Source organism: Microbacterium sp. SWDP-B6 (genome assembly GCF_059803615.1).
Window position 1 is genome coordinate 207,594 of the sequence record NZ_JAPFGV010000005.1, and the last position, 23,389, is coordinate 230,982.

Sequence of the window (23,389 nt, forward strand, 5' to 3'; positions counted from 1 at the left end):
ACTTGCCTGAAGTGTACTCGCGCACGAGACTGAGGCGGTGACCTTCTCGATCCCTGCGGCATCCGCTCGTCCGCGCACGGCCATGCATCCGTGGCTCGCCATGATCCCGCTGCTTCTCGGCATCCTGATCGGAGCGCTCGCGATCAGCAGCATGTCGACCGCGCTGCCCGCGATCCGCGGCGACCTCACCCTCAGCGACAGCGGTGCCCTGTGGCTCGTCGACGTCTACGCGCTCTCGTTGGCGGCGACCCTGATCATCGCCGCCCGGATCGGCGATGCGTTCGGGCGCAAGCGCATCGTGCTCGCAGGCCTCGCGGGCTTCGCCGTGCTCAACCTGGTGGGCGGGTTCGCCCAGGACGGGATGCTGCTGATCGTCGTGCGCGCGCTGCTCGGCGTCGCCGAGGCCTTCGTCGTGGCCGGCGTCGTCGCCACGATCGGCGCGCACTATCACGCGCGACAGCGAGTGCTGGCCTATGGCATGTGGACCGCGACGTTCGGCGCGGGCAGCGCACTCGGCCCCGTGCTCGGCGGCCTCGTCACGGAGGGTCCGGGGTGGCGATGGCTGCTGCTGGGGAGTGTGCCGCTCGCGGTCGTCGCCGGTGCGCTCGCGATCTGGCTCGTGCCCGACTCCCGCAGCTCGCGACGGCCGTCGTGGGACATCCTCAGCATCCTGTCGTCGATCGTCGCGCTCGGCGCCCTCGTCTTCGCCCTGCATGAGGTGCTCGCCGCTCCCCTCGCCGCGGGCATCGCCGGAGTGGTCGCGGTCGGCACGCTCGTGTTCTTCATCCGCCGGCAGCGCACCCTCGCCGAACCGCTCATCGACATGCGGCTTTTCCGAGTACCCGGTTTCAGCCCCGCCATCGTGCGCATCGTGGCGAGCGGCGGTGTGTCGACGGCATCCGTTCTCCTGGTGAGCCTGCACCTGCAGGATGCCAGGGGCTTCAGCGCGGCCGAGGCCGGAATCGCGATTCTCCCGCAGGCTGTGGCGATCGCGCTCGGCGGGGTGCTGGCCCCTCTGTTCCTGCGGTGGCTGAGCTCACCCACGCTCACGGTGCTCGCTCTCGTCGTGCAGGGCGCGGGGCTCATCTGGCTGTCGACCGGGGTCGATCTCGTCGCGATCCCGCTCGTGCTGATCGGAGGGGGATTCGGGGTCGCGGCGACGCTCGCCGCGACCACGCTCTTCGACGTGACGACCGACGACGACGCCGGTCAGGTGGGGGCGATCCAGGAGGTCGGCTTCGCCCTCGGCGGCGGTCTCGGCATCGCGGTGCTCGGCACGATCGCCGTGATCGCCGGGTCTCACGGATTCGTCGTCGCCCTCCTCATCGCAGCCGGGGCGGTCGTCGCCGCCGCACTCCTGCCGCTGTGGCGGCGCACGGCTCGCCACCCCGTCTCCCACTGAAGAAAGGCCATCCGTGTCCGCATCACGCCCGACCGTCCACTGGATCTATGCCCACCCGCAGGAGAACTCCTTCAACGCACGACTGTTCCACGACGGAGTCGAAGCCCTCTCGCGCGACCACGACGTCGAGATCACCGATCTGTATGCTCAGCGGTTCGACCCCGTCCTCGCCGCCCAGGACCTCGGCGAGCCCCACGGCAGGGAGGGCAACGTCGTCGATCTCATGGGCGAGGCGTTCGCCGCGGGGCAGCTGCCGGCGGATGTGATCGAGGAACAGCGCAAGCTCGGGGCCGCAGATCTCGTCGTGCTCCAGTTCCCGCTGTGGTGGTACGGCCCGCCGGCGATCCTGAAGGGGTGGTTCGACCGCGTGCTCACCAACGGGTTCGCGTACGGACCGGTCGACGCGCAGACCGGTCTTCCGTTGCGGTACGGCGAGGGGCTTCTCGCGGGGCGCCGGGCCCTCGTGATCGTCACGGCAGGGGAGGACGACCGGTCCATCGGGGAACGGGGGATCAGCGGCGATCTGGACTCGCTGATGTTCCCGCTCACCCACGGCACCCTCTGGTACACGGGCATCGAGCCGCTCGACCTGCATGTCGTCCACGACGCAGACGGAATCGACGCGGCGGGCATCGATCACGAGAGCGCGCACCTGGTCGAACGGCTCTCGGGGCTCGGCGACGAATCACCGAGCCATCCCTACCGCCGGCTGCGCGACGGCGACTATCACGGCACCCGAGCCCTCCGAGCGGATCTGCTCCCCGGTCGCACCGACCTCGGCATCCATCGCGTGACGGTCGAGTGAGCGGAGGAGCGATTCGACGCGCGCGCGTGTGAGCCCCCTCCTCTGCACATTCCGCGACGGTGGTGGCAGAGTGTCCGTGAAGGAGGACGGCATGGGCGGAGCGATCCTGTGGGGCGCGGTCGCCGCGTCGCCCCTCATCGTCGGCGCGATCCTCGCCCTGCTGCGCACCTGGCCACCGCGGTGGCTGGGCATCGTGCTCGGCTTCGGCGCGGGCGCCCTCATGGCATCCATCGCGTTCGAGCTGTGGGAGGAGGGGCTCGATCTCGCGGGCCCCATCCCCCTGATCGTCGGCGTCGTCGCGGGAGCCCTCGCGTACTTCATCGCCGACCGGATCCTCGATGCGCGAGCGGCGAAGTCGAAGGACAGCGGCGCGGGCGTCCCGCTCGCGCTGGGCGCTCTGCTCGACGGCATCCCCGAACAGCTCGTGCTGGGAATCGGTCTGGCCTCCGGCGAGCCGGTGAGCATCGCCCTCGTCGTGGCGATCGTGGTCTCGAACCTGCCGGAGTCGATCGGCTCGGCCTCCGACCTGCTCAAGGGAGGCATGGCCAAGTCGCGCGTGCTGCTGCTCTGGGCCGGCATCTCGGTGATCTGCGCAATCGCGACCGTCGCCGGCTTCGCCCTCGCGAGCAGCACCGGCGACGATTTCAGAGCCGGGGCGAGCGGCTTCGCGGCCGGTGCGCTGCTCGTGATGCTCGTCGACTCGATGGTTCCCGACGCTCAGCAGAAGGCCAAGCAGGTGACGGGGCTCGCGACCGTGCTCGGCTTCGCGCTCGCCGCCGGGCTGTCGCTCGCGAGCTGAGAGCGGGTCGAGGCTGCCGATGCCGGTGCGGCCGCCCGCCATCCGGCGGCCCCCCGGCCGCAGAACGGCCCTGTCTGGCGGGTTACGCTCGGGTGCGACCTCCGGGAGGCTGGCGGGACGCCGACATGACCGCGGCCGAGAACAAAGGAGTTCTGATGACCGAAACAACCCTTCGCCCTCCGTTCGACCCCGAACTGGAGGCCGCACTCGCGCTGGTCGCAGACACGCTGCCGTCGACCCTGACTGCCGAGATGATTCCCCTGCTGCGCCAGTCTCCCGTGAGCGGCGAGGACGAGATCTTCACCGTGCTCGACGAGCGGGGATTCACGCGCCGCGACGTGACCATCGCGGGTCACGAGGGCGACGAGATCGTCGTCTCGGTGGTCGAGAAGGCGGGTCGCACCGGCACGGGTCCTGGCTTCTTCCACACGCACGGCGGCGGCATGATCATCGGCAACCGCTGGCTCGGCGTCGTGGGCTTCCTCGACTGGGCGGAGCGCTTCAACGGCGTGATCGTGACAGTCGAGTACCGGCTTGCTCCGGAGTTCCCCGATCCGTACCCGGTCGAGGACTGCTACGCGGGTCTGGTGTGGACGGCCGAGAACGCTGCAGAGCTGGGCATCGATCCGAACCGCATCCTGATCGGTGGGGGCAGTGCCGGTGGCGGCCTGGCCGCGGGAACGACCCTGCTCGCCCGGGACCGCCGCGGCCCCGGGCTCATTGGTCAGCTGCTGATCTACCCCATGCTCGACGACCGCGATGAGAGCGTCTCGACCAGGCAGATCGACGGGATCGGCGTGTGGGACCGCGGGTCGAACATCACCGGGTGGACCGCCCTCCTCGGCGGACGCAAGGGCACCGACGACGTCTCGATCTATGCGGCTCCGGCGCGCGCCACGGACCTGACCGGTCTTCCGCCCGCCTTCATCGACTGCGGAAGCGCCGAGGTGTTCCGCGACGAGGACGTCGACTACGCGACCAGGCTGTGGGCGGCCGGCGTGCAGGCCGAGCTGCATGTATGGGCCGGCGGGTTCCACGGCTTCGACATGTTCGCTCCGCACACGGCCGTCGCGCAGGCGATGCTGGCCGCCCGCGACGACTGGGTGAACCGGCTGCTCGGGTGACCTTCGGCACCCTACGGGCTCGGTCGATGAACCCGTAGGGTGGAAGCCCCGCGCGATGGAGCCCGACATGCAAGATCTGCTGGGGCGGCTCACCGCCCTCGACCCGGATGCGAGCGAGACCCTCAAGGTCGTCTCCTACTTCGACACGCTCATCGCCCGTGCAGTCGGCGTCGAGAGCATGCTGCGCGGGGCCGCCGTGCTGAGCGGTGCCACCGTGGGGCAGCGCGACGCCCGACAGATCATCCGGGTGCGCGCCGACGGGGTGCGCATCGATCCGATCGACCCCGGTGACAGGTGGATGCTGCGTGAGAGCGGCCCGGAGGCCGTCGCCTGGATCGAGCGCGAGGGGGACCCGCACACGAATGACGCGATGATCCTCGAGCGCCTCACGCTGGCGCTCGGCATCCTCCGTGCCCGCCGCGCAGGCGACGCGGGGAGCGCCGTGGAACTGGCGATCAGCGAGTTCGCGAGCGAGGGGGAGCGCGTCTCGGCACTGGCGAGGCTCAGGATTCCGGTCCTTCCGGTGGCGGTCGTGGCTTCGCCGCCCGACCCCGCGCCGCTGCCGCAGCATCCTTCCGTCGTGGTCGCGACCAGACACGGCTTGACGAGGGCGACGATCGTCGTCGAGGGAGCGCCCGTGGATCGGGTGTGGACGGACGCGACAGGCCTGCGTCTGGGCATCGGAACCGCGGGGCCCGGAGAGCACCTCCCCGAGTCGTGGGCGGAGGCACTGATCGCCGCGCGTCTGAGCACCGCCTCCGAACCCGTGGTGGCCGCAGACGACCTGGGTGCCCTGCTCCTGATCGCCACGGCCGCGGAGTCCGGCGACGTGCATCCGGATGCTGCTGCGCTCGCGCGCCTCGACTCCCGCAGTCGGGAACTGCTCGACGCCGTGGTCGACGAGCTGAGCGTGCGTGCCGCAGCCGTGCGCCTGGGGCGCCACCACTCCAGCGTGCAGGACCGCCTCACCGCGCTGATCGGCATCCTCGGCTACGACCCGAGGTCGTCGCGCGGGCACGCCCGCTACGTGCTGGCGCGCATGCTGTTCTCGCTCTCCGGCTGAAGGGCGGGTCGGACGCGCGACCTGCCCACCGGGACTCAGAACCCGGGGTACTCCTGCAGCTTCTCCTCGAACTCGGCGCGGTCGGCCTCGCTGAGCACTGCGCTCGCGATGACGACCATCTGCAGCCCCTCGAGCGGTTCTCCGGTGCGGGCGTTCTGCGCCTCCCGGGTCTTCAGGAAGTCGCCGGACGGGTCGTTCGAGAGGTCGAAGATGTTCGCGTAGAAGCGCATCGGATCGGGGTAGTTCTCGGTGTAGTACTCCCACGTGTGCTGTTCACGGGGGTCTTCGCTGCCGTAGAGCTTCGCGATCATCGACGGGTCGATTCCCGAGTACTCGCCGTTGAACGAGTACAGCGACGGCAGACCGTGCTCGGCGACGACCTCGTCGATCGTGGCCATGACCTCGAGCTTGAGGCTGTAGTCCTGGATCGGCTCGGTCGTCGCCCAGCCGACGGAGGTGTATTCGATGAGCATCGACTCTCCGCCGTAGCCGTTGCGCTCGGGGCGCAGATCCTCGTCGCCGACCTGCACCCAGTCGTACCCGTATTCGGCGGTGACGCGCTCGCGGATGTCGGCGAACAGGCTGTCCGCCTCGGCCTGCACCTCTTCGAGCGACTGCTGCCGCAGCGCATCCTGCGGGTCCGTGCCCTTGATGCCCGGGTAGGCCTCTTCGTGCTTCTGCTCGTCGGTCTTCATGCCGTCGTAGCTGCCGGAGGCCGAGGTCTGCAGTGCGCCGATGCCGCCCACCGTGGCGACGTTGAAGATCAGGGTGATCGCGAGGGCGACGGCTCCCAGGGTGCGTCCACGGGCGGTGAACAGCGCGCCGATGATGACGGCGACGACCACCAGCTGCAGGGCCAGCATCGTCACGCCGTAGAGCGCGTCGGTGGCGCCGACCGCCAGCGTGATGAGCAGGATCAGAGCGAACAGGATGCCGACGATGAGCGCGACCCAGCCGAATGCGTTCGCCGGCTTCTTCTCCTCCGACGCGCCCTCGGCTGCGGTCGCCGTGCCCGACATGGCCGGGGCGCCCGGATGCTGCATGACGGGGCCGGCCTGACGGCGTGCATTGCGATAGCCGCCGGGCGGCGGCACGGGTGGCGCACCCTCGGAGCCGGCGACGTAGCGCGCCCGCTGCTTCTCGTGATCCATCACCATGGCTTGTCCGTCCCCGAGCCGCCGCCGTCGTCGCCCTGCTGCTGATCGCGCTCCTGCGTGCCCTGCTCGAGCTTCTTCTCGAGCTCTTCGAGCTTCTCCTCCGAGGGCTGCGGCTCCTGCTCCTGCTGCTCCTCCGGGGGCGGCTGCTGCTCGTTCTGCTGCTTCTGCTTCAGACGGTCTTCGAGGTCTTCCTTGCTCTGCTGCATGTCGCGGTCAGGGTCGGACGACTGCTCCTGGGCCTCTTCGCTGTTGCATTCCTCCGGCGTCTCGGTCGTCAGGGTGAGCGCTTCGCCGTAGAACTCTGCGGCTGCTGCACCGTCGCCGTCGGCCCGTGCCGCGTCTCCCATGCGCTCGAGCACCAGTCCCAGGTTGATGCGCACCGTGCACACCTCGAGGCCGGTCGCGAGGTCGAGCGACTCCTCGAGTTTCCCCCGCGCCTCCGGCAGCTTCTCGGCGCCGGCGAGAGCGGTGCCCACGTTGAACGGCGCCTTGTAGGGCTCGAACCAGTTGAGGAACTCCTGGCCTCGGGCCGATGCCTCGGAACCCGCGTAGTCGTCTGCCACATAGGCGGTGATCGACTGGTGCGCGAACGCGTACATGCTGAGGATCTTGCCGACGAACAGCAGCGCCGCCAGCGCGAGGGGCAGGGTGCCGATCGCGATCCACCGTCGGATGCTGCGCCGCCGGCGATTCGAGGCGAGCAGAGCAGCGGCGGCCGACGCCTTCAGGTCGTCGGGGCTGACGGCTGGCGTCGCGCCCGCCTGGGTCGACAGATCGGTCATGCGGCACCTCCGCCGGTCGGTGTCTTCCGGCGCGGCGACGCCGACGGTGCTCGCAGCAGACGCAGCCGGGCCACGAGCATGCTCGCCCTCGTGAGCTCCACCCCGAGCAGCGCCACGACGACGAGGGCGGCGATCCAGTACAGCTCGGTCACGGTGCCGACCGAACCCGACTCGGCGTAGCTGGTGGTGGTCGATGGAGCGTCGGGCAGCGTCAGCTCGGCCTCCGCCGTGCGGTGCTGGTACTCGACGCCGAGATCCGCGGCGATCGCCTCGAGGTTCGCCTCGTCGATCACCGACAGCGCGTTCGCCCCCTGATATTCGATGTACTCGCTCGACGAGCCGTCGACGCCGCCGGTGGTGAGCCTCATCGGCCCGCCTTCGGCGGTGCCGTAGCCGAGCACCGCGCCGGCGTCCGTGAGCTTCTCGCTGCCGTCGAACGGCTCGGGCGGCGACGTCACCGTCTGCTCGCCGTCGCCGAAGTAGAACACCATGCGCGAGCGGTCGGGTGAGGCCTCGGCCGCGTTCGACAGCGTGTCGGTGAGCAGCTGGTTGGCGATGCCGATCGAGCTGCCGCGCGACTGGCTCGTCACCTCGGGGCGGAGCACCTCGAGCGATGAGACGAGCGCGGTCGTATCGGTGGTGAGCGGCATGCGCAGATCCGCCGAGGCGTCGAAGGTGATCAGGGCGAAGCGGGCGCCCGGGTACTCGTCGACGATGGCCTGCACGTCGGCGCGGACGCCGTCCAGGCGCGGCTCGTCGCCGTTCCAGTCCTCGGCGACGATGCTCGCGGTCGTGTCGACGACGAGCACGATGTCGGTGTCGGTGGCGAGGGTCTCTGTCGCACCCCCGGGGATCCCCGGGCGCAGGAACATGACGAAGCACGCGAGCAGCATGACCAGCCGCATGGCCCACAGGGCCTTGTCGCGTCCCTTGGCCTTGACCAGCGCGATCACGGCGAGAGCGGCCACCGGCGCGCAGAGAAGCGCCAGGAGGAAGACGTTGAGCACGGGCTGGAAGATCACAGTCTCACCCTCCAGAGCACGACGATGAACGAGAGCATCGAGATCATCAGCACGACGATCCAGAGGTTCGGGGCGTCGGTCCAGACGACCTGCGCCTGACCCTGCAGCGCGGCCGCCTCCTGCTCCTGCACCTGCGCGACGATGTCGCTCACGGTGGTCGTGTCGCGCAGACCGTAGGCGGCACCACCCGTGGCTTCGGCGGCTTTCGCGAGCTCCGCGCTGACGTCGGCGTCTTTGCCCTGAACCGGGTTGAGCGCGAACACCCGCACCCCGTTCGAATCGGCGTACGCCGCCGCCTCGTCGAGAGTCACGATCGAGGCGCCGTTGACCTCGTTGTCGGTCGCGAAGATGATCGACCGCGACCGCTCGTCATCGGGGTGGTCGAACGCCATCGCGCACGCGGCAAGGCCGTCGCCGATCAGCGACGCGCCGTTGCCGTTGAGCGTGCCGACCCAGTGCTCGGGGATCGACTCGGTGAACTCGAAGCTCTCTCGGATGCTCTGCAGGTGGTCGCGGATGAACTCGTAGTCATCGGTCAGGGGGAAGATCTGCACGGGCGAGCTGTTGAAGATCGTGAGGCCGATGCGCTCGCCCTCGAAATCCTCGAGCAGCTCTTCGAAGACCGTGAGCACCTCGACGTCGACCTCGCTCATCGAGCCCGAGACGTCGAGGCACAGCATGATGTCGCGGCTCGTGTTGACGGGCTGGATGGTCTGTGACGCCATCGGGCGCGCCGAGACGACTCCGGCGGCCAGGGTCGCGACCACGCCGATCAGCAGGATGCTCGACAGCGCCAGCACTCGTCGGTTCAGCGCCTGCCGGAAGGTCGGAAGCGCGCGCAGCCGCTCGGCTCGGGCGACACGAGCGCGCTCGTGCGCCTCGGTCTTCGCAGTGCTGCGCAGACCGATCACGATGCCGAGCGCGATCGCGATCACGACGACGCCGACGGCGACGAGGATGAGCCACCCGTTCGCTAGTGCCATGTGCGCACCACCGTTCTGGCCGCCTCGGCGCCGGCGATCGGATCGATCGCAGGGCCCGGTCGGAAGATGCTCGGATAGTAATGGCGGCCCATGGCGTCGACCAGGGCGGGGTGCACTCCGCGAGCGACGAGATCGTCGAGGGCGAGCACAGGCGCCTCGAGGCCGCTGTATTCGTTCACGAACGTGCGCACCACCCGGCTGAGCTCGAGGTTCGCGTTGCGGGCCGAGAGCGCGCGTGCGCGGTAGTCGTCTTCGATGCGCTGGATGCGGTCGAAGTACTCGACCCTCAGCTGCGAGAGCACGTCGGTCGTGAGCAGGGTCGGTCCCTGGGCGTCGCGCGTCAGCGTGAGGTCACGCCGCGGACGCGTCAGGGCGACGATCAGCCACGCCGCCGCGATCAGCAGCAGGAGGATTCCGAAGGCGAGCAGGAGCCATCCCCAGCCGTATTGGAACGGCGGGTAGAGCTCATCAGAGCCGGGCATTCGACCTCCGATTCAGCAGCTGCAGCAGCTGCGAGACGGCGTCGTCCTGACCTGCCAGAACGCTGTGGCTGATCTCCATGCGCTTGAGCAGCTCAGCCAGACGCGCTGCGTCGGCTTCGGTCTGCGCCGCGAGCTCGCGGATGATGTCGGGGTCGCCCTGCACGAAGTCGGGCACCTCCCACATGCTGTCGACATCGCTGCGGATGGTGCCCGTCGCGTGGTCGAGCACCGGGTCGGCGTCGCTCACGGTCAGCCACAGCACGTCGTGCTGCACGCGCAGTCGGCGCAGCATCCGCTCCGTCTCCGTCGTGACCGGCGCCTCGTCGGTGATGACGACGACGATCATGCGCCGTGAGACCGTGCGGGTCACGTAAGACAGGAGCGCGTCTCGGTCGCTCGACGCCGTGCTCGAGTCGATCGACTGATCGATCGTGCGCAGGGCATGCTCGAGCGCGCCCTCGCTGCGACCCGGTGCGCGACGGCGGATGCGGTCGGAATCGCCGTAGACGAGCGAGAAGTCGTCTCCGTGCCGAAGAGCGAGCACGCCGAGCACGCCGGTGGCGAGGATCGCGAGGTCCTTCTTCGACTTCTCGTCGTGCGCGAGCGCGGCCATCGAGCGTCCGGTGTCGACCACGAACAGGATCGTGTGCATCCGCATCGCGCGGTGTCGCTTGACCAGCGGGGTGCCCAACCGAGCCGTGGCGCGCCAGTCGATGTCGCGCACCTGATCGCCGTACTCGTACTTGCGCAGGTCCTCGAAGTCGAGGCTGCGGCCGTGCAGCAGCGACGCGTAGGCGCCGTCGAGTGCGTGCAGCGACTTGCGCGACGAGTGGATGAAGAGCTTGCTCTTCACCTGGGCGATCAGGCTGGCCATGGCGAGGTCAGGGGGTGGGCACTGCGGCGAAGATCTGGTCGATGATCTCCTCGCTGCGGATGCCGTCTGCGTCGGCCTCGAAGGTCAGCAGCACGCGGTGGCGCAGCACGAGATGGCGCAGCGAGCGGATGTCCTCCGGGATCACGTGGCCGCGTCCGTTCAGCAGCGCCAGCGCTCGGGAGGCCTGCAGGAACGCGATGCTCGCACGAGGGCTCGCGCCGTACTTGATGAAGCGGGCGCGCTCTTCGCCGATGTACGGCGCGGGGTTTCGGGTCACGTACGCGATCGAGACGATGTAGTTGCGGATGGCCGGGTCGACGTAGATGCGACTCGCCACGTCCTGCAGCATGTGCACGTCGTCGAGGCTGATCGCGCTCGAGACATGGCGGTCGGGGTCGAGCACCCCCGAGTCGATGCGCCCGAGGATCTCGAACTCCTCGGCCGGGCTCGGGTACTCGACGATCTCCTTCAGCAGGAAGCGGTCCATCTGCGCCTCGGGCAGCTCGTAGGTGCCCTCCTGCTCGATCGGGTTCTGCGTCGCGATCACGAGGAACGGCTTGGGCAGATGATGCACCTCGCCGCCGATCGTGGTCTGGTGCTCCTGCATCGCCTCGAGCATGGCGCTCTGGGTCTTGGCGCTCGACCGGTTGATCTCGTCGAGCAGCACGAAGTTCGCGTGCACCGGGCCGAGCACGGTGCGGAACGAGCCCGTCGCGGCGTCGTAGATCTGGTTGCCGGTGATGTCGCTGGGCAGCAGGTCGGGGGTGCACTGGATGCGCTTGAACTGCGCTCTGACCGTGTCGGCGAGCGTGCTCGCCGCGGTCGTCTTCGCGAGGCCGGGCACACTCTCGAGCAGGATGTGCCCACCGGCGATCAGCGAGATCAGCAGGCTCATGCGCAGGCGCTCCTGGCCGACCATCTTGGCCGAGTACGCGTCTGACACGGTCTTGAGCACGGCACTTGCGCGCTGAAGCTCAGCCTCGGAAGGGGCCTCGGACTTCTTGCTCGCAGACGTCGACGCCGCAGGGGCCGCGGGAGCGGACGCTGCGGATGCCTCGGCGCGGGTCGCAGGAGCGGGAGGCGCCGGTGGGGCTGCCTGGGCGGAGGGCGCCGGAGGCGGAGGCGGCGTCGAACCTGCAGAGGGGCCGGGCGCGTAGGGCTCGTTCATCGGTATGTCTCCTCGTTCCCACGGGGGACGCGTAGACGACCCCCCGTCGACCAGCGTAACCGCATCCGATCTCGCCGCTTCGGCCCGGGCACGGATGCAGGTCGAGATCACGGATGCACCATCCGGCGGCTCGACGTCGTCGACCCTGGTGCGAGCCGACGCGTATATCGGCAGGTGCGATGACCCCGTGGTTAGCTGAACTTTCGATCTTCGGATGATGCGGGAACGATGAAGCAACCCAGAACGATGCCGCGCAGTGCGCTCGAGTACGCGATCGGACGACCGCTGTGGGTGGCCGTGGTCGTGCTGAACCTGATCCTCGCGGCCGTCGCCACTGTGCTGTGCGTCTGGATGTATCTGCACGACACCGCATCCATGCGCCCGATCCTGGGTGTGCTCATCGCCGTCCCCGCGCTCTGGTGGGTGATCGCGGTGACGCTGTGGCTCACGACCCTGACTCGCCGACGCGTCAGTGCGGAGGACATCAGCCGGGCGAGCGCGAGCGTCCCCGGGGGGATCCTCCTTCCCGGATCGAAGCTCGTGCCCGCGATGATCCTCGTCGCGGCGCTCGCCGCTGCGTCGACCTTCGCGGTCGCCGCGGTGACCGTCAGTGGTGCGTGGAGTGTCGTGTGGGCGGTGTTCGCGGTTCTGCTGCTCGGTCCGATCGTCAGTCACCTGATCTCGCTGAGACAGTCTCGGCGACTGTTCCTGCATCCGCGCGGTCTCGGATCCGCTACCTTCCACCTCGATGCCGAAGTGCACTGGGACGACATCCTGAGCATCGACGTCGGCGTCGGGATGAACAACTCGATCGTGCTCAAGGTCGCCGTGCGTCCCGGGGCCGTCAGCTATCGGGAGCGGTGGCGTCATCCGTTCTCACGCAGGCGCGGCGTGATCGACGTCGACCCCGCGGCGCTCGGGGTGGACGGGACGCTGCTGTGGCTCGCGCTCCGCCTCTATCGACTGGAGCCGTCGACCCGGGAGGAGCTTCGCGGAGACCGGGTTCCGATCCGACTTCTCGATCCGCGGGCGGCCGTCGCCACGACCCCGCAGCATGTGAGTGCTCCGGTGCTCTCGGTGTTCAGCCCCGAGGGCGCGATCCGCTAGCCGAGTCCGTCGCGGTGCCGCGCCGGCGGCCGACCCAGACCACCACGCACGCGACGCCGATGATGGCGATCGCGATTCCGATGATGTATCCCGAGACGCCGAGGTAGCCGCCGGGCACCCGGTGCGGGTTCAGGAACGGGTACGGATACCACCAGGCCTCGCCGGTCGCGGGGGCGATGATGAAGTTCGCGCGGATCATCGTGTAGACGACCCAGACGATCGGGAAGATCGCGATGATGGCGACAGCGCTCCAGCCGAGTGCCCGTCGTCGAGGGGCGAACAGCAGGTCGGCCAGGAGGAACAGCGGGATGACGACGTGCAGCACCTCGTTCGACCACGGCACGGTCACGCCCTGGGGCAGTTCGACGTTGCGGAGAAGCGTGTTGTAGACGATGCCGGTGACGATCATGTAGGTGCTCACGCAGGCCAGCAGGACCGCGAACCACGTCGGCTCGGGCTCGGTGCCGTGTCGGTGGCGCAGTGCCCAGATCGCGCCGATCGTCAGAATGATCACGGCGAGCACGTTCGACAGGATCGTGAAGAAGCTGAGGAAGTTCGCCGCGACCGTCGGCAGGTGCTGGCCCCACTCCGTGGTGGCCGCGAGAGCGTTCTCGATGCTGCGGGCGAGCTGTGCGACGATAGCCGCGAGTCCGAGCACGGCTGCTGCGAGTCGTGCGAAGGGCCACCAGGTCGTCATATTCGCCTCCGCGCACACTTTATCGGTCGGGGTGCGTGCGATCGCTAGACCGAAATACCGATATGCGAGGCCGCCGACGAGGGGACTGCCCGTGGCTCGACGGGAGGGGGGCTCGACGGGAGGTGGCGCGACGGGAGGTGGCGCGACGGGAGAGTCGGGATCGTCAGGAGCGACGGCCCCACCGCATCCGGGTCACGAGCACTCCGAGCAGGCACAGCGCGCCGCCGACGAACATGAGCAGGGTCGGCACCTCGCCGAGGATCGCCCACGACAGGAGGATCGCGATCGCCGGCACGACGTAGGTGGTCGCGGAGGTCTGGCCGGCGGTGCTGCGCTGCAGCACGTACGCCCAGGTCGTGAAGGCGATCGCCGTCGGGAAGATGCCGAGATACACGACCCACAGCGTCGAGCCGAGCGGAGCGGTCTGCAGCGCGCCGATCAGGCTGCCCACCCAGGGGAGCAGCGCGACGGTGCCGGCGGCGGCGCCCAGGAAGGTCAATGTCGTCGCGTCGGTGCCGGCGCTGAGCAGGCGCTTCTGCAGCAGGGTGCATCCCGCGTACATCACGGCGGCGAGCAGCGCGAGCAGCAATCCGGTGATGTCGGGGCCCTCGCTCGTCGACGAGTTCATGCCGATCAGCACGACCCCGAGGAACGCGATCGGCGCTCCGATGATGAGGGGCTTGGGAAAACCCTCCCGCAGGAAGAGCCCGCTGAAGACCACGACCATGAGCGGCGCGAGGTTGACCACCATCGCCGCGGTGCCCGCGTCGAGCGTGCGCTCGGCGGCGTTCAAGGCCAGGTTGTAGACGCAGAACCACCCCACGCCCCACACCGCCACGAGCCACCAGTGCCGGCGTTCGGGCAGACGGATGCCGTGGCGCACCGCGATGATCGCGAGCACCGCGGTGCCCACGGCCATGCGCAGCAGCGCCAGCGCACCGGGATCGAAGTGCGGCCCTGCGCCGCGGATGCCGATGAACGCCGACGCCCACAGCACCACCGTCACCAGAGCGGCGACGAGCACGAGCGGCCCCTGCGATCGGGGCTTCGCTGTGGTCAGGCTGTCGTCGCGGATCGCGCGACCGGTCTTCGGCATCCTTCGATCCTGGCACCGGCCACCGACATCGGCGATGCGCGCGAGCGACAGCATCCGATGCTTTTCCGCCAGTCCCTCCGTCGAGTCCGCCGGCGCCCCGAGGACGGGATCCGCCGGCAGCGACGCGTTGCCGCCCCGCAGCCCGGAGGGTCGGCGAACGACCTTCGATAGGATGGAGCCGCCCGAAGAGGGCCAGCTCATCAGCCGGTGCAAACCCGGCGAAAGCAAGGGGGATACCCATGCCAGGAATCGTTATCGTCGGCGTCCAGTGGGGCGATGAAGGCAAGGGCAAGGCCACCGACCTGCTCGGCGAGCGCACCGACTGGGTCGTCAAGTTCAACGGCGGCAACAACGCGGGCCACACCGTCGTGGTCGGCAACGAGAAGTACGCGCTGCACCTGCTGCCCTCGGGCATCCTGTCGCCAGGGGTGACCCCGGTGATCGGAAACGGCGTCGTGATCGACCTCGAAGTGCTCTTCAGCGAGCTCGAGGCGCTCGGCGGCCGCGGCATCGACGTCTCGCGCCTCAAGGTGAGCGCCAACGCGCACCTGATCACCCAGTACCACCGCACGCTCGACAAGGTCACCGAGCGGTTCCTCGGCAAGCGCATGATCGGCACGACCGGCCGCGGCATCGGTCCGGCCTACGCCGACAAGATCAACCGCGTCGGAATCCGCGTGCAGGACCTCTTCGATGAGAACATCCTGCGTCAGAAGGTCGAGGGCGCCCTCGACCAGAAGAATCACCTGCTGGTGAAGATCTTCAACCGTCGAGCGATCACCGCGGACGAGATCGTCGAAGACCTGCTGTCGTATGCCGAGCGCCTGCGGCCCATGGTCGCCGACACCGGATACCTGCTCGACGAGGCCCTGCGCCGCGGCGAGGTCGTCGTGTTCGAGGGCGGCCAGGCCACGATGCTCGACGTCGACCACGGCACCTATCCGTTCGTCACGTCGTCGTCGGCCACCGCCGGTGGAGCATCGACCGGCTCGGGCATCGGACCCGGCGCTCTCGACCGCATCGTCGGCATCGTCAAGGCCTACACGACCCGCGTCGGCTCGGGCCCGTTCCCGACCGAGCTGTTCGACGAGCAGGGCGAATGGCTGCGCTCGCGCGGCTTCGAGTTCGGCACCACCACCGGCCGGCCGCGCCGCGTCGGCTGGTACGACGCCCCGATCACGCGCTACGCGACCCGGGTCAACGGCATCACCGATCTCGTGCTCACCAAGCTCGACATCCTGACCGGACTCGAGCAGATCCCGGTGTGCGTCGCCTACGACGTCGACGGTCGGCGCTTCGACGAGGTGCCGGTCAACCAGACCGACTTCCACCACGCGACGCCCGTGCTCGAGTACTTCCCCGGCTGGAGCGAGGACATCTCGACCGCGCGCACCTTCGACGACCTGCCGAAGAACGCGCAGGACTACGTGATCGCACTCGAGGGCATGAGCAACACGCGCATCTCGGTCATCGGCGTGGGCCCCGAGCGCGACCAGGTCATCGTGCGCCACGACCTGCTCGACTGAGCGCCCCGTGACACGCTTCTGGCTCGGCGGGTACGGCCCCGCGATGGACGGCTCCGCCGAGGGCATCGGCCTGCTCGCCGGTGACGAGAGCGCGCCGACAGCGCTCGAGTATCGCGGTGCGGTCACGCAGACCTCCTCGCCGTCGTGGCTGGCGCAGCATCCGTCGCTCGATGTCGTCTATGCGGCGCTCGAGGGGGATGCCGGTGTGCAGGCGTTCGCCCGCACCGGCGAGTCGGCTCTGCGGCCGCTCGGCGCGCCGGTCGCCGCGGGCGACGGCGTGTGCCACGTGGCGGTGTCGTCGAGCGGATCGTTCCTCATCGCGAGCTGCTACGGCGACGGGCGAGTCGTGCGCATCGGCATCGACGCGCAGGGACAGCTGGTGCCGGATGCCGTGAACAAGGCCGCCGAGCTGCGCGCGGCACTCCTCGGCGAACCGCTCGAGGAGACGGCGCCGGCCGGCGTGGCCGCCGCGGCATCCGATCCGTACTCCGGTGAACTGACCGCCACCGGCGATGCGCGCTCCTCGCATGCGCATTCCGCGGCCTTCCTCGCGGACGGGCGCATCGCGACGACCGACCTCGGATTCGACCTCGTGCGCATCTGGCGTCCGATCGCCGGAGGCCTCGTGCTCGATCACGAGGTCGTGCTGCCCGTCGGCACCGGTCCGCGTCACATGGTCGCGCACCCCAGCGGCCACCTGCACGTGGTGACCGAGTACTCGTGCGAGGTGTTCACGCTCACCGCAGGACGCGACGGCACGTGGGCGGTCGTGTCGTCGGTGCTCGCGAGCCCCGTCGCCGAGATCGGCGTGGACTTCCCCGCCGAGCTCGCCCGCACCCGCGACGCTCAGTTCCTCTACACGGCCCTGCGCGGCAGCAACACCATCGCCGCGCTGCGCGTGCGCGGCGGAGGCGAAGCGCTCGAGGCGATCGCGCTCGCCGACTCGGGGGTCGACTGGCCGCGCCATCACCTCGTGCACGAGGGCAAGCTGCTCGTCGCGGGGCAGCGCTCCGACACCGTCGCACTGATCGACCTCGACGAGCGCACGGGGGCACCGCTCGACATCCGGCACATCGCGCAGGCTCCGGCGCCCACGCACATCCTGGCGGTGCGCTGAGGCGGTCGACGGCCGCAGCTTGACCTCAACCTTTGTTGAGGTTCTACGGTCGAGCCTATGACCATAGACACCGATGCGGTTCCGACCGCGAAGCCCGCCACCGGCATCCTGAGCGGCGCCTACCTCTGGATCACCGTCGGCGCCTGCGCGCTCGTGTTCCTGGGCGCGTTCGAGTCCCTCGCCGTCACCACGGTGATGCCTGCGGTGAGCGCCGACCTCGACGGCGAACGGCTGTACGCCCTCGCGTTCGCGGGGCCCCTGGCCACCGGAGTCATCGGCATGGCCGTGGCGGGCAACTGGGCGGATCGCCGCGGGCCCGTGGCTCCGCTCTACGCTTCGGTGGGCCTGTTCGTGATCGGGCTGATCGTCGCCGGACTCGCGCCGAGCATGGAAGTTCTCGTGGCCGGGCGCTTCGCGCAGGGTCTCGGCAACGGCGGGCTGATGGTGGCGCTCTACGTGGTCGTCGCCCGCGTGTACCCGCGTGACCTGCATCCGGCGATCTTCGCGGGTTTCGCTGCGGCCTGGGTCGTTCCCTCCCTGGTCGGGCCCACCGTCGCCGGGGCCGTCACCGAGATCTGGAGCTGGCACTGGGTGTTCCTCGGCGTCGTCTTCCTGGTCGTCCCCGCGCTGCTCATGGTCGTCCCTGCTCTCCGAGGACTCTCGGGCGAGGGCGACGCCACCACGCCGTGGGCCTTCGGGCGGCTCGGCTGGTCGGTGCTCGCCGCGGTCGCCGTGCTCGCACTGAATCTCGTCGGCGATCTGCCGGGAGCCGGGCCTGTGCTCGCGGCCGCAGCCGTGGTCGTGGCCCTCGTCGCCGTTCGTGCGCTGCTGCCGAAGCGCACGCTGCGGGCGCAACGGGGTCTGCCGTCGGTGCTGCTCGTGCGCGGTCTCGCCGCCGCGGGGTTCTTCGGTGCTCAGGTCTACATCCCCTACCTGCTGACCGAGCGCTACGAGGTCTCGCCGACCGTCGCCGGGCTCTCGCTCACGGGCGGCGCACTCGCCTGGTCGGCGGCCGCCACCGTGCAGGGACGCATGGGCGCCAGGCTCTCGAGTGTGCGGGCCGTGCGCATCGGAACGGTGCTGGTGGTCGTGGGCGTGGTTCTCGCCCTCGTCGCCACCGTGCTCGCTGCACCCGTGGTCGTCATCATCGTCGCGTGGATCGTCGCGGGCGCCGGCATGGGCCTGATGAGCCCGAGGACCAGCGCCCTGACCCTCGAGATGTCGGCGCCCGAGAACCAGGGCTTCAACAGCTCTGCCATGACCGTGGCCGACTCCTTCGGCAGTGCGCTGGCCCTCGCGATCACGGGCGTGCTGTTCACCGGGCTGGCCGCGGCGGGAGATCCGTTCATCGCGGTGTTCGCCTTCGCCGCGATCATCGCGCTCGCCGCGGCGGTGCTCGCCGTGCGCGTCGCGCCCCGGGAGCCGTGAGTCGGCCGTTCACAACTCAGCATGGATGGCGTTGATTCGGCCGAAACGGGTGGCATCGGGGGCGATTCGGCCGGTTCGTGCTGAATCGTTCACGGCGGCGAGCCATGACCGGAGGACGGGTGCCGGGTGCCGGGTGCTGGGTTGCGAGGTGGGGTGTGGGAGCGACGGATCGGATCGGTCCTGCAGACGGATCGGATCGGTCCTGCAGACGGATCGGATGGGTCCTGCAGACGGATCGGATCTCCCGGGTCGAGCCCCGGATCGAGCCCCGACGAGGCGCGCGGGGAGACCGGCGACGCGCCCGGCGATGCGTCCACGGAACAACCGGCCCGTGACTCGACGTTGCTCTTGAGCAAGACTGGGCGACGGAGAGGTGCATCTCATGACTGCTGAGAAGACAGACGAATACGACCTGATCGTCCTGGGCGGCGGACCGGTGGGCGAGAACGTCGCCGACCGCGCCGTGCAGAACGGCTTGACCGCGATCATCGTGGAGAGCGAGCTGGTCGGCGGTGAGTGCTCGTACTGGGCCTGCATGCCGTCGAAGGCCCTGCTGCGTCCGGCCCAGGCGCTGCGCGCGGCGCAGAAGGTCAAGGGCTCGGCCGAGGCCGTGACGGGAAGGCTCGACGTGCGCGCGGTGTTCGACCGTCGCGACTCGTTCACGAGCAACTGGTCTGACGACGGGCAGGTGAAGTGGCTCGACTCGGCCGGCATCGACCTCGCCCGCGGACACGGTCGCCTCACGGGCGAGCGCGAGGTGACGGTGACGGATGCCGATGGCGGCACCCGTGTGCTCCACGCCCGCCACGCGGTCGCGATCAGCACGGGGTCGGATGCCGTGATCCCGCCGATCGAGGGGCTGCAGGAGTCCGCTCCCTGGACCAGCCGCGAGGCGACCAGCGCCGAGGAGCTTCCGGAGTCGCTCGCGGTGATCGGCGGCGGAGTGGTCGCCGTCGAGATGGCGACGGCATATGCGGCGCTCGGATCCACGGTCACGATCATCGCCCGCAGCGGTCTGCTGGGGTCGATGGAGCCCTTCGCGGGCGAGCGGGTCGCGGCAGGGCTGAAGGAGCTCGGCGTCGACGTGCGCACAGACACCGGCACCACGAGCGTCACGCGCGGCGACGACGGCGTCTCGATCGTGCTCGACGACGGATCGACGGTCACGGCGACCGAGGTGCTCGTGGCCACGGGGCGCTCTCCGCGCAGCGGCGACATCGGCCTCGACGTCGTCGGCCTCGAGGCCGGGCGCTGGATCACCGTCGACGACACACTGCGGGTGCCCGGGTCGGACTGGCTCTATGCGGTCGGCGACGTCAACGGCCGGGTTCTGCTCACGCACCAGGGCAAGTATCAGGCCCGCGCTGCCGGAGACGTGATCGCCGCACGCGCCAAGGGTGAGGATGTCGACGACGCTCCATGGGGCAAGCACGTGGCGACCGCAGACAGCGCGGGGGCTCCGCAGGTCACCTTCTCGTTCCCCGAGGTCGCGTCCGTCGGTCTGACTGAGGCGGACGCCCGCAAGGCGGGCACCGACGTCGCCGTGATCGACTACGACCTCGGCTCGGTCGCCGGCGCGAGCCTCTACGAAGACGGGTTCGAGGGCCAGGCGCGACTCGTCATCGACAAGGAGCGCGATGTCATCGTCGGTGCGACGTTCGTGGGCCCTGAGGTCGCCGAGCTCGTGCAGACGGCCACCGTGGCGATCGTCGGCGAGGTGCCGATCGCCCGGCTCTGGCACGCGGTTCCGGCCTACCCCACCATCAGTGAGATCTGGCTGCGACTGCTCGAGACCTACGGGCGGGACTCGGCATGATCGCGTCGGGCGGATGCGAAGAGCGGATGCCGCGCGGCGCCATCCGCTGCGGCATCCGCTCCGAACAGCCGGTGAGAGACCTGGCGCGATCGGCGCGCCCGGAGCAGGATTGTTTCCCATATTGACGGCCCCGGGCGCAACCCCCGGCCGAATGTCGCACACCTCTTATACGCTCGAACCCACATCCGAGGAGGCAGGACCATGAAGGCTGTACTCGCAGGAACCGTCATCGCCGAAGCGGACGAGAGCGATCTCGCCCGCATCGAGGGCAACTGGTACTTCCCGCCCGCATCGATCACCGAGGGAGCGCTCGTCGAGAGCCCGACCCAGTACACGTGCCCCTGGAAGGGCGATGCGCAGTACTACTCCGTGCAGGCGGGCGGCGAGCTGCACACCGACTACGCATGGTCGTACCCCACTCCGTTCCCCAGTGCCTTCGACCGCGTCGGCAAGGATTTCTCGGGCTTCGTCGCGTTCGACCCCCGGGTCGAAGTCTCCGCATGACCTCTGTATGCCGCAGCCGGGGCGCTGACGCCCGCCTCGTCGATCGACCGACCGGAGAATAATCGTGATCGAGTTCCGCAACGTCACCAAGCAGTTCCCCGACGGCACGACCGCCGTCAAGGACTTCAGCCTGGTGCTGCCGTCACGCAAGACGACGGTGTTCGTCGGATCCTCGGGATGCGGCAAGACCACACTGCTGCGCATGATCAACCGCATGGTCGAGCCGACCTCGGGTGAGGTCGAGATCGACGGCGAGAGCGTGCTCGGCGGCGACCCTGTCGCGCTGCGTCGCCGCATCGGTTACGTCATGCAGAACTCGGGTCTGATGCCGCACTTCACGGTGATCGACAACGTGGCCACCGTGCTGCGTCTCACGGGTGTGAAGAAGGCACCGGCGCACGAGCGCGCGCGGGAGCTGCTGAAGACCGTCGGCCTCGACCAGTCGCTGGCCGAGCGGTATCCGAGCCAGCTCTCGGGCGGTCAGCAGCAGCGCGTCGGTGTGGCCCGTGGCCTCGCGGCCGATCCGAACATCCTCCTGATGGACGAGCCGTTCGGCGCGGTCGACCCGATCGTGCGCGCCGACCTGCAGCAGGAGACCCTTCGGCTGCAGCACGAGCTCGACAAGACCGTGGTGTTCGTCACGCACGACATCGACGAGGCCTTCCTGCTCGGCGATCAGGTCGTGATCCTCGACAAGGGTGCTCGCATCGTCCAGGTGGGCAGCCCGAGCGAGATCATCGAGAACCCGGCAGACGATTTCGTCGCCTCCTTCATCGGAGCCGACCGAGGCCGCCGCGCGCTGCACCTGAAGGAGACGCCCCACGGCACCGTCGTGGTCGACTCCGAGGGTCGCACGCAGGGCGCGATCGTGGCTGAGGCCGAGAAGTCCGACGGTCCGCTCGCAGGCCCGGATGCCGCCGCCCTGGGCGCCGTGCAGAGTGGGCTCACGTGAACTGGGTCGTCGACAACCTCGACCTGATCCTCGAGCTGACTCTGGTGCACCTGCGTCAGAGCATCATCCCGATCGTGCTCGGTTTCGTGCTGTCGCTGCCGCTCGGCTGGGTCGCGTGGAGGTTCAAGCTCGTGCGCGGGCCGATCATCGTGCTCACGGGGCTGCTCTACACGATCCCCTCGCTGGCGCTGCTGATCCTGCTGCCGTCGGTCGCGGGATACTCGGCCCGCAGTGAGACCAACCTCATCATCGCGTTGACGATCTACGCCATCGCCATCCTCGTGCGGGGAGTCTCCGACGGCCTCGATTCCGTCGACGACGACATCCGCCAGGCGGCGACGGCCACCGGATTCGGGTCCTTCCGGCGCTTCTGGGCGGTCGAGTTCCCGCTCGCCGGCCCGGTGATCCTGGCGAGTCTGCGGGTCACCGCGGTCAGCACCATCTCGCTCGCGACCGTCGGCATCCTGATCGGCATCACGAACCTCGGCTACCTCTTCACCAACGGTCTCGATCGCCGCATCATCGCCGAGGTGTTCGCCGGCATCATCGCCGTCGTCGTCATCGCCCTGGTGATCGACCTGCTGCTTCTGCTCGCGGGTCGGGCTCTCATGCCGTGGACGCGTGCGGCGACGAAGACGAGCACGGCGCGGCCCGTCGTGGTGGGGGCGCCCGCATGAACCTCTTCCTCGAAGCATTCGCGTGGATGCTGGCCCCGGCCCAGTGGACCGGCAACTACGCCCTGCCGAAACTCCTCGGCGAGCACCTGACGCTCACAGCGATCTCGGTGGTCATCGCGGCCGCCATCGCCGTGCCGCTCGGGTGGCTCATCGGTCACACGGGCAAGGGGCGGGAGATCGCTGTGGCCATCTCGGGTGCGGCGCGCGCGATCCCGGCCTTCGGTCTCATGATCCTCCTCGTGCTCCTGCTCGGCGTGCTCCGTGTTCCCCAGGCCGCGGTCACGACGTTCGTGCTGCTTGCAATCCCCTCCCTGCTCGCCGGTGCGTACACCGGGCTCGAGGCCATCGACCGACGGGTGATCGACTCGGCGAAGGCCATGGGAATGACGGGCTGGCAGATCTTCTGGAAGGTCGAGGTGCCGCTCGGTCTCCCGCTGCTCGTGGGCGGCATCCGCTCGGCGTTGCTCCAGGTCATCGCGACCGTCACGATCGCCGCATACGTCGGCCTGGGCGGGCTCGGGTACCCGATCATCCAGGGCATCCCTCTGCAGCGCTTCGACCAGGTGCTCGCGGGAGCGATCCTCGTCGCCACGCTGGCGCTGATCGTCGACCTGCTGCTGGCCGCAGCCCAGCACCTGGCGGTTCCGCGTGGGCTGCGCACCGGTGGGCGGCCCTCGCGCCGACGCTCGCGTTCGCTCACGCCGGCCGCCGAGCCCTCCACCACCGAGACCTCCACCACCGACCCGTCCGCCGCCGAGTCCGGGCCGACGTCGGTCGTGACCCAGCCCGCCACCTCCTGAATCCACAG

General features: G+C 69.4%; 23 protein-coding genes. 14 read left to right on the forward strand and 9 right to left on the reverse strand.

What is annotated here, in order from left to right:
* Positions 1 to 37: 37 nt before the first annotated feature.
* The 5 genes from OPU70_RS09490 (at position 38) to OPU70_RS09510 (ending at position 5,193) form a co-directional block, all read left to right on the forward strand.
* Positions 38 to 1,402 carry an MFS transporter gene (locus OPU70_RS09490; RefSeq protein ID WP_498557614.1) on the forward strand — a complete coding sequence of 455 codons (1,365 nt, stop codon included), beginning with the start codon at positions 38 to 40 and terminating at the stop codon, positions 1,400 to 1,402.
* 13 nt (positions 1,403 to 1,415) lie between these two features.
* The gene (locus tag OPU70_RS09495) at positions 1,416 to 2,207 is read left to right on the forward strand and encodes an NAD(P)H-dependent oxidoreductase (protein ID WP_498557615.1); all 792 of its coding nucleotides are present in this window, start codon (positions 1,416 to 1,418) and stop codon (positions 2,205 to 2,207) included.
* A gap of 91 nt (positions 2,208 to 2,298) precedes the next feature.
* Positions 2,299 to 3,006: a ZIP family metal transporter gene (locus OPU70_RS09500; RefSeq protein WP_498557616.1), complete on the forward strand. Its 708-nt coding sequence runs from the start codon at positions 2,299 to 2,301 to the stop codon at positions 3,004 to 3,006.
* 155 nt (positions 3,007 to 3,161) lie between these two features.
* A complete protein-coding gene (locus tag OPU70_RS09505) occupies positions 3,162 to 4,130 on the forward strand; it encodes an alpha/beta hydrolase (protein ID WP_042540401.1) in 969 nt (322 codons plus the stop codon).
* 67 nt (positions 4,131 to 4,197) lie between these two features.
* Positions 4,198 to 5,193, forward strand: a complete 996-nt coding sequence (locus OPU70_RS09510) for a CdaR family protein (protein ID WP_498557617.1) — start codon at positions 4,198 to 4,200, stop codon at positions 5,191 to 5,193.
* Between the two features lie 35 nt (positions 5,194 to 5,228).
* On the opposite strand, the gene OPU70_RS09515 is transcribed toward OPU70_RS09510, so the two are convergent.
* The 7 genes from OPU70_RS09515 to OPU70_RS09545 are packed head-to-tail and all read right to left on the reverse strand — an operon-like array spanning position 5,229 to position 11,661.
* A complete protein-coding gene (locus tag OPU70_RS09515; RefSeq protein ID WP_498557618.1) occupies positions 5,229 to 6,350 on the reverse strand; it encodes a hypothetical protein in 1,122 nt (373 codons plus the stop codon).
* Positions 6,344 to 7,132 carry a hypothetical protein gene (locus OPU70_RS09520; protein WP_042540369.1) on the reverse strand — a complete coding sequence of 263 codons (789 nt, stop codon included), beginning with the start codon at positions 7,130 to 7,132 and terminating at the stop codon, positions 6,344 to 6,346. Before OPU70_RS09520 ends, OPU70_RS09515 begins: the two co-directional genes overlap by 7 nt.
* Positions 7,129 to 8,154, reverse strand: a complete 1,026-nt coding sequence (locus OPU70_RS09525; RefSeq protein ID WP_042540371.1) for a vWA domain-containing protein — start codon at positions 8,152 to 8,154, stop codon at positions 7,129 to 7,131. The genes OPU70_RS09520 and OPU70_RS09525 overlap by 4 nt, the downstream gene beginning before the upstream one ends.
* A complete protein-coding gene (locus tag OPU70_RS09530) occupies positions 8,151 to 9,137 on the reverse strand; it encodes a vWA domain-containing protein (protein WP_309692701.1) in 987 nt (328 codons plus the stop codon). Before OPU70_RS09530 ends, OPU70_RS09525 begins: the two co-directional genes overlap by 4 nt.
* Entirely contained in the window at positions 9,128 to 9,619 is a 492-nt protein-coding gene (locus OPU70_RS09535; protein WP_042540375.1) for a hypothetical protein, read from the reverse strand. Before OPU70_RS09535 ends, OPU70_RS09530 begins: the two co-directional genes overlap by 10 nt.
* Positions 9,606 to 10,493: a DUF58 domain-containing protein gene (locus OPU70_RS09540; RefSeq protein ID WP_079111935.1), complete on the reverse strand. Its 888-nt coding sequence runs from the start codon at positions 10,491 to 10,493 to the stop codon at positions 9,606 to 9,608. Before OPU70_RS09540 ends, OPU70_RS09535 begins: the two co-directional genes overlap by 14 nt.
* A gap of 7 nt (positions 10,494 to 10,500) precedes the next feature.
* Positions 10,501 to 11,661 (reverse strand): AAA family ATPase, encoded by a 1,161-nt coding sequence (locus OPU70_RS09545; protein WP_498557619.1) that lies wholly within the window; start codon positions 11,659 to 11,661, stop codon positions 10,501 to 10,503.
* A 228-nt stretch (positions 11,662 to 11,889) separates the two neighbouring features.
* On the opposite strand from OPU70_RS09545, the gene OPU70_RS09550 reads away from it, so the two are divergent.
* The gene (locus OPU70_RS09550) at positions 11,890 to 12,768 is read left to right on the forward strand and encodes a hypothetical protein (protein ID WP_498557620.1); all 879 of its coding nucleotides are present in this window, start codon (positions 11,890 to 11,892) and stop codon (positions 12,766 to 12,768) included.
* On the opposite strand, the gene OPU70_RS09555 is transcribed toward OPU70_RS09550, so the two are convergent.
* Both OPU70_RS09555 and OPU70_RS09560 read right to left on the reverse strand, forming a co-directional pair.
* A complete protein-coding gene (locus tag OPU70_RS09555) occupies positions 12,743 to 13,465 on the reverse strand; it encodes a Pr6Pr family membrane protein (protein WP_042540383.1) in 723 nt (240 codons plus the stop codon). The genes OPU70_RS09550 and OPU70_RS09555 overlap by 26 nt on opposite strands.
* A gap of 163 nt (positions 13,466 to 13,628) precedes the next feature.
* Complete coding sequence (locus OPU70_RS09560) at positions 13,629 to 14,561, reverse strand: DMT family transporter (protein WP_498557621.1); 933 nt, start codon at positions 14,559 to 14,561, stop codon at positions 13,629 to 13,631.
* Positions 14,562 to 14,800: 239 nt separating this feature from the next.
* Here OPU70_RS09560 and OPU70_RS09565 point away from each other — a divergent pair, with 239 nt between their 5' ends.
* The 8 genes from OPU70_RS09565 (at position 14,801) to OPU70_RS09600 (ending at position 23,381) form a co-directional block, all read left to right on the forward strand.
* Positions 14,801 to 16,087, forward strand: a complete 1,287-nt coding sequence (locus OPU70_RS09565; RefSeq protein ID WP_042540385.1) for an adenylosuccinate synthase — start codon at positions 14,801 to 14,803, stop codon at positions 16,085 to 16,087.
* A gap of 7 nt (positions 16,088 to 16,094) precedes the next feature.
* A complete protein-coding gene (locus tag OPU70_RS09570; RefSeq protein WP_498557622.1) occupies positions 16,095 to 17,204 on the forward strand; it encodes a lactonase family protein in 1,110 nt (369 codons plus the stop codon).
* 57 nt (positions 17,205 to 17,261) lie between these two features.
* Complete coding sequence (locus OPU70_RS09575; RefSeq protein WP_498557623.1) at positions 17,262 to 18,632, forward strand: MFS transporter; 1,371 nt, start codon at positions 17,262 to 17,264, stop codon at positions 18,630 to 18,632.
* Between the two features lie 382 nt (positions 18,633 to 19,014).
* Complete coding sequence (locus OPU70_RS09580; protein ID WP_309692727.1) at positions 19,015 to 20,448, forward strand: dihydrolipoyl dehydrogenase family protein; 1,434 nt, start codon at positions 19,015 to 19,017, stop codon at positions 20,446 to 20,448.
* 201 nt (positions 20,449 to 20,649) lie between these two features.
* A complete protein-coding gene (locus OPU70_RS09585) occupies positions 20,650 to 20,952 on the forward strand; it encodes a DUF427 domain-containing protein (RefSeq protein ID WP_042540391.1) in 303 nt (100 codons plus the stop codon).
* Positions 20,953 to 21,016: 64 nt separating this feature from the next.
* The gene (locus OPU70_RS09590) at positions 21,017 to 21,904 is read left to right on the forward strand and encodes an ABC transporter ATP-binding protein (RefSeq protein WP_082041094.1); all 888 of its coding nucleotides are present in this window, start codon (positions 21,017 to 21,019) and stop codon (positions 21,902 to 21,904) included.
* Complete coding sequence (locus OPU70_RS09595) at positions 21,901 to 22,581, forward strand: ABC transporter permease (RefSeq protein WP_042540393.1); 681 nt, start codon at positions 21,901 to 21,903, stop codon at positions 22,579 to 22,581. The genes OPU70_RS09590 and OPU70_RS09595 overlap by 4 nt, the downstream gene beginning before the upstream one ends.
* The gene (locus OPU70_RS09600; RefSeq protein ID WP_498557624.1) at positions 22,578 to 23,381 is read left to right on the forward strand and encodes an ABC transporter permease; all 804 of its coding nucleotides are present in this window, start codon (positions 22,578 to 22,580) and stop codon (positions 23,379 to 23,381) included. The genes OPU70_RS09595 and OPU70_RS09600 overlap by 4 nt, the downstream gene beginning before the upstream one ends.
* The last annotated feature ends 8 nt before the right edge of the window (positions 23,382 to 23,389 follow it).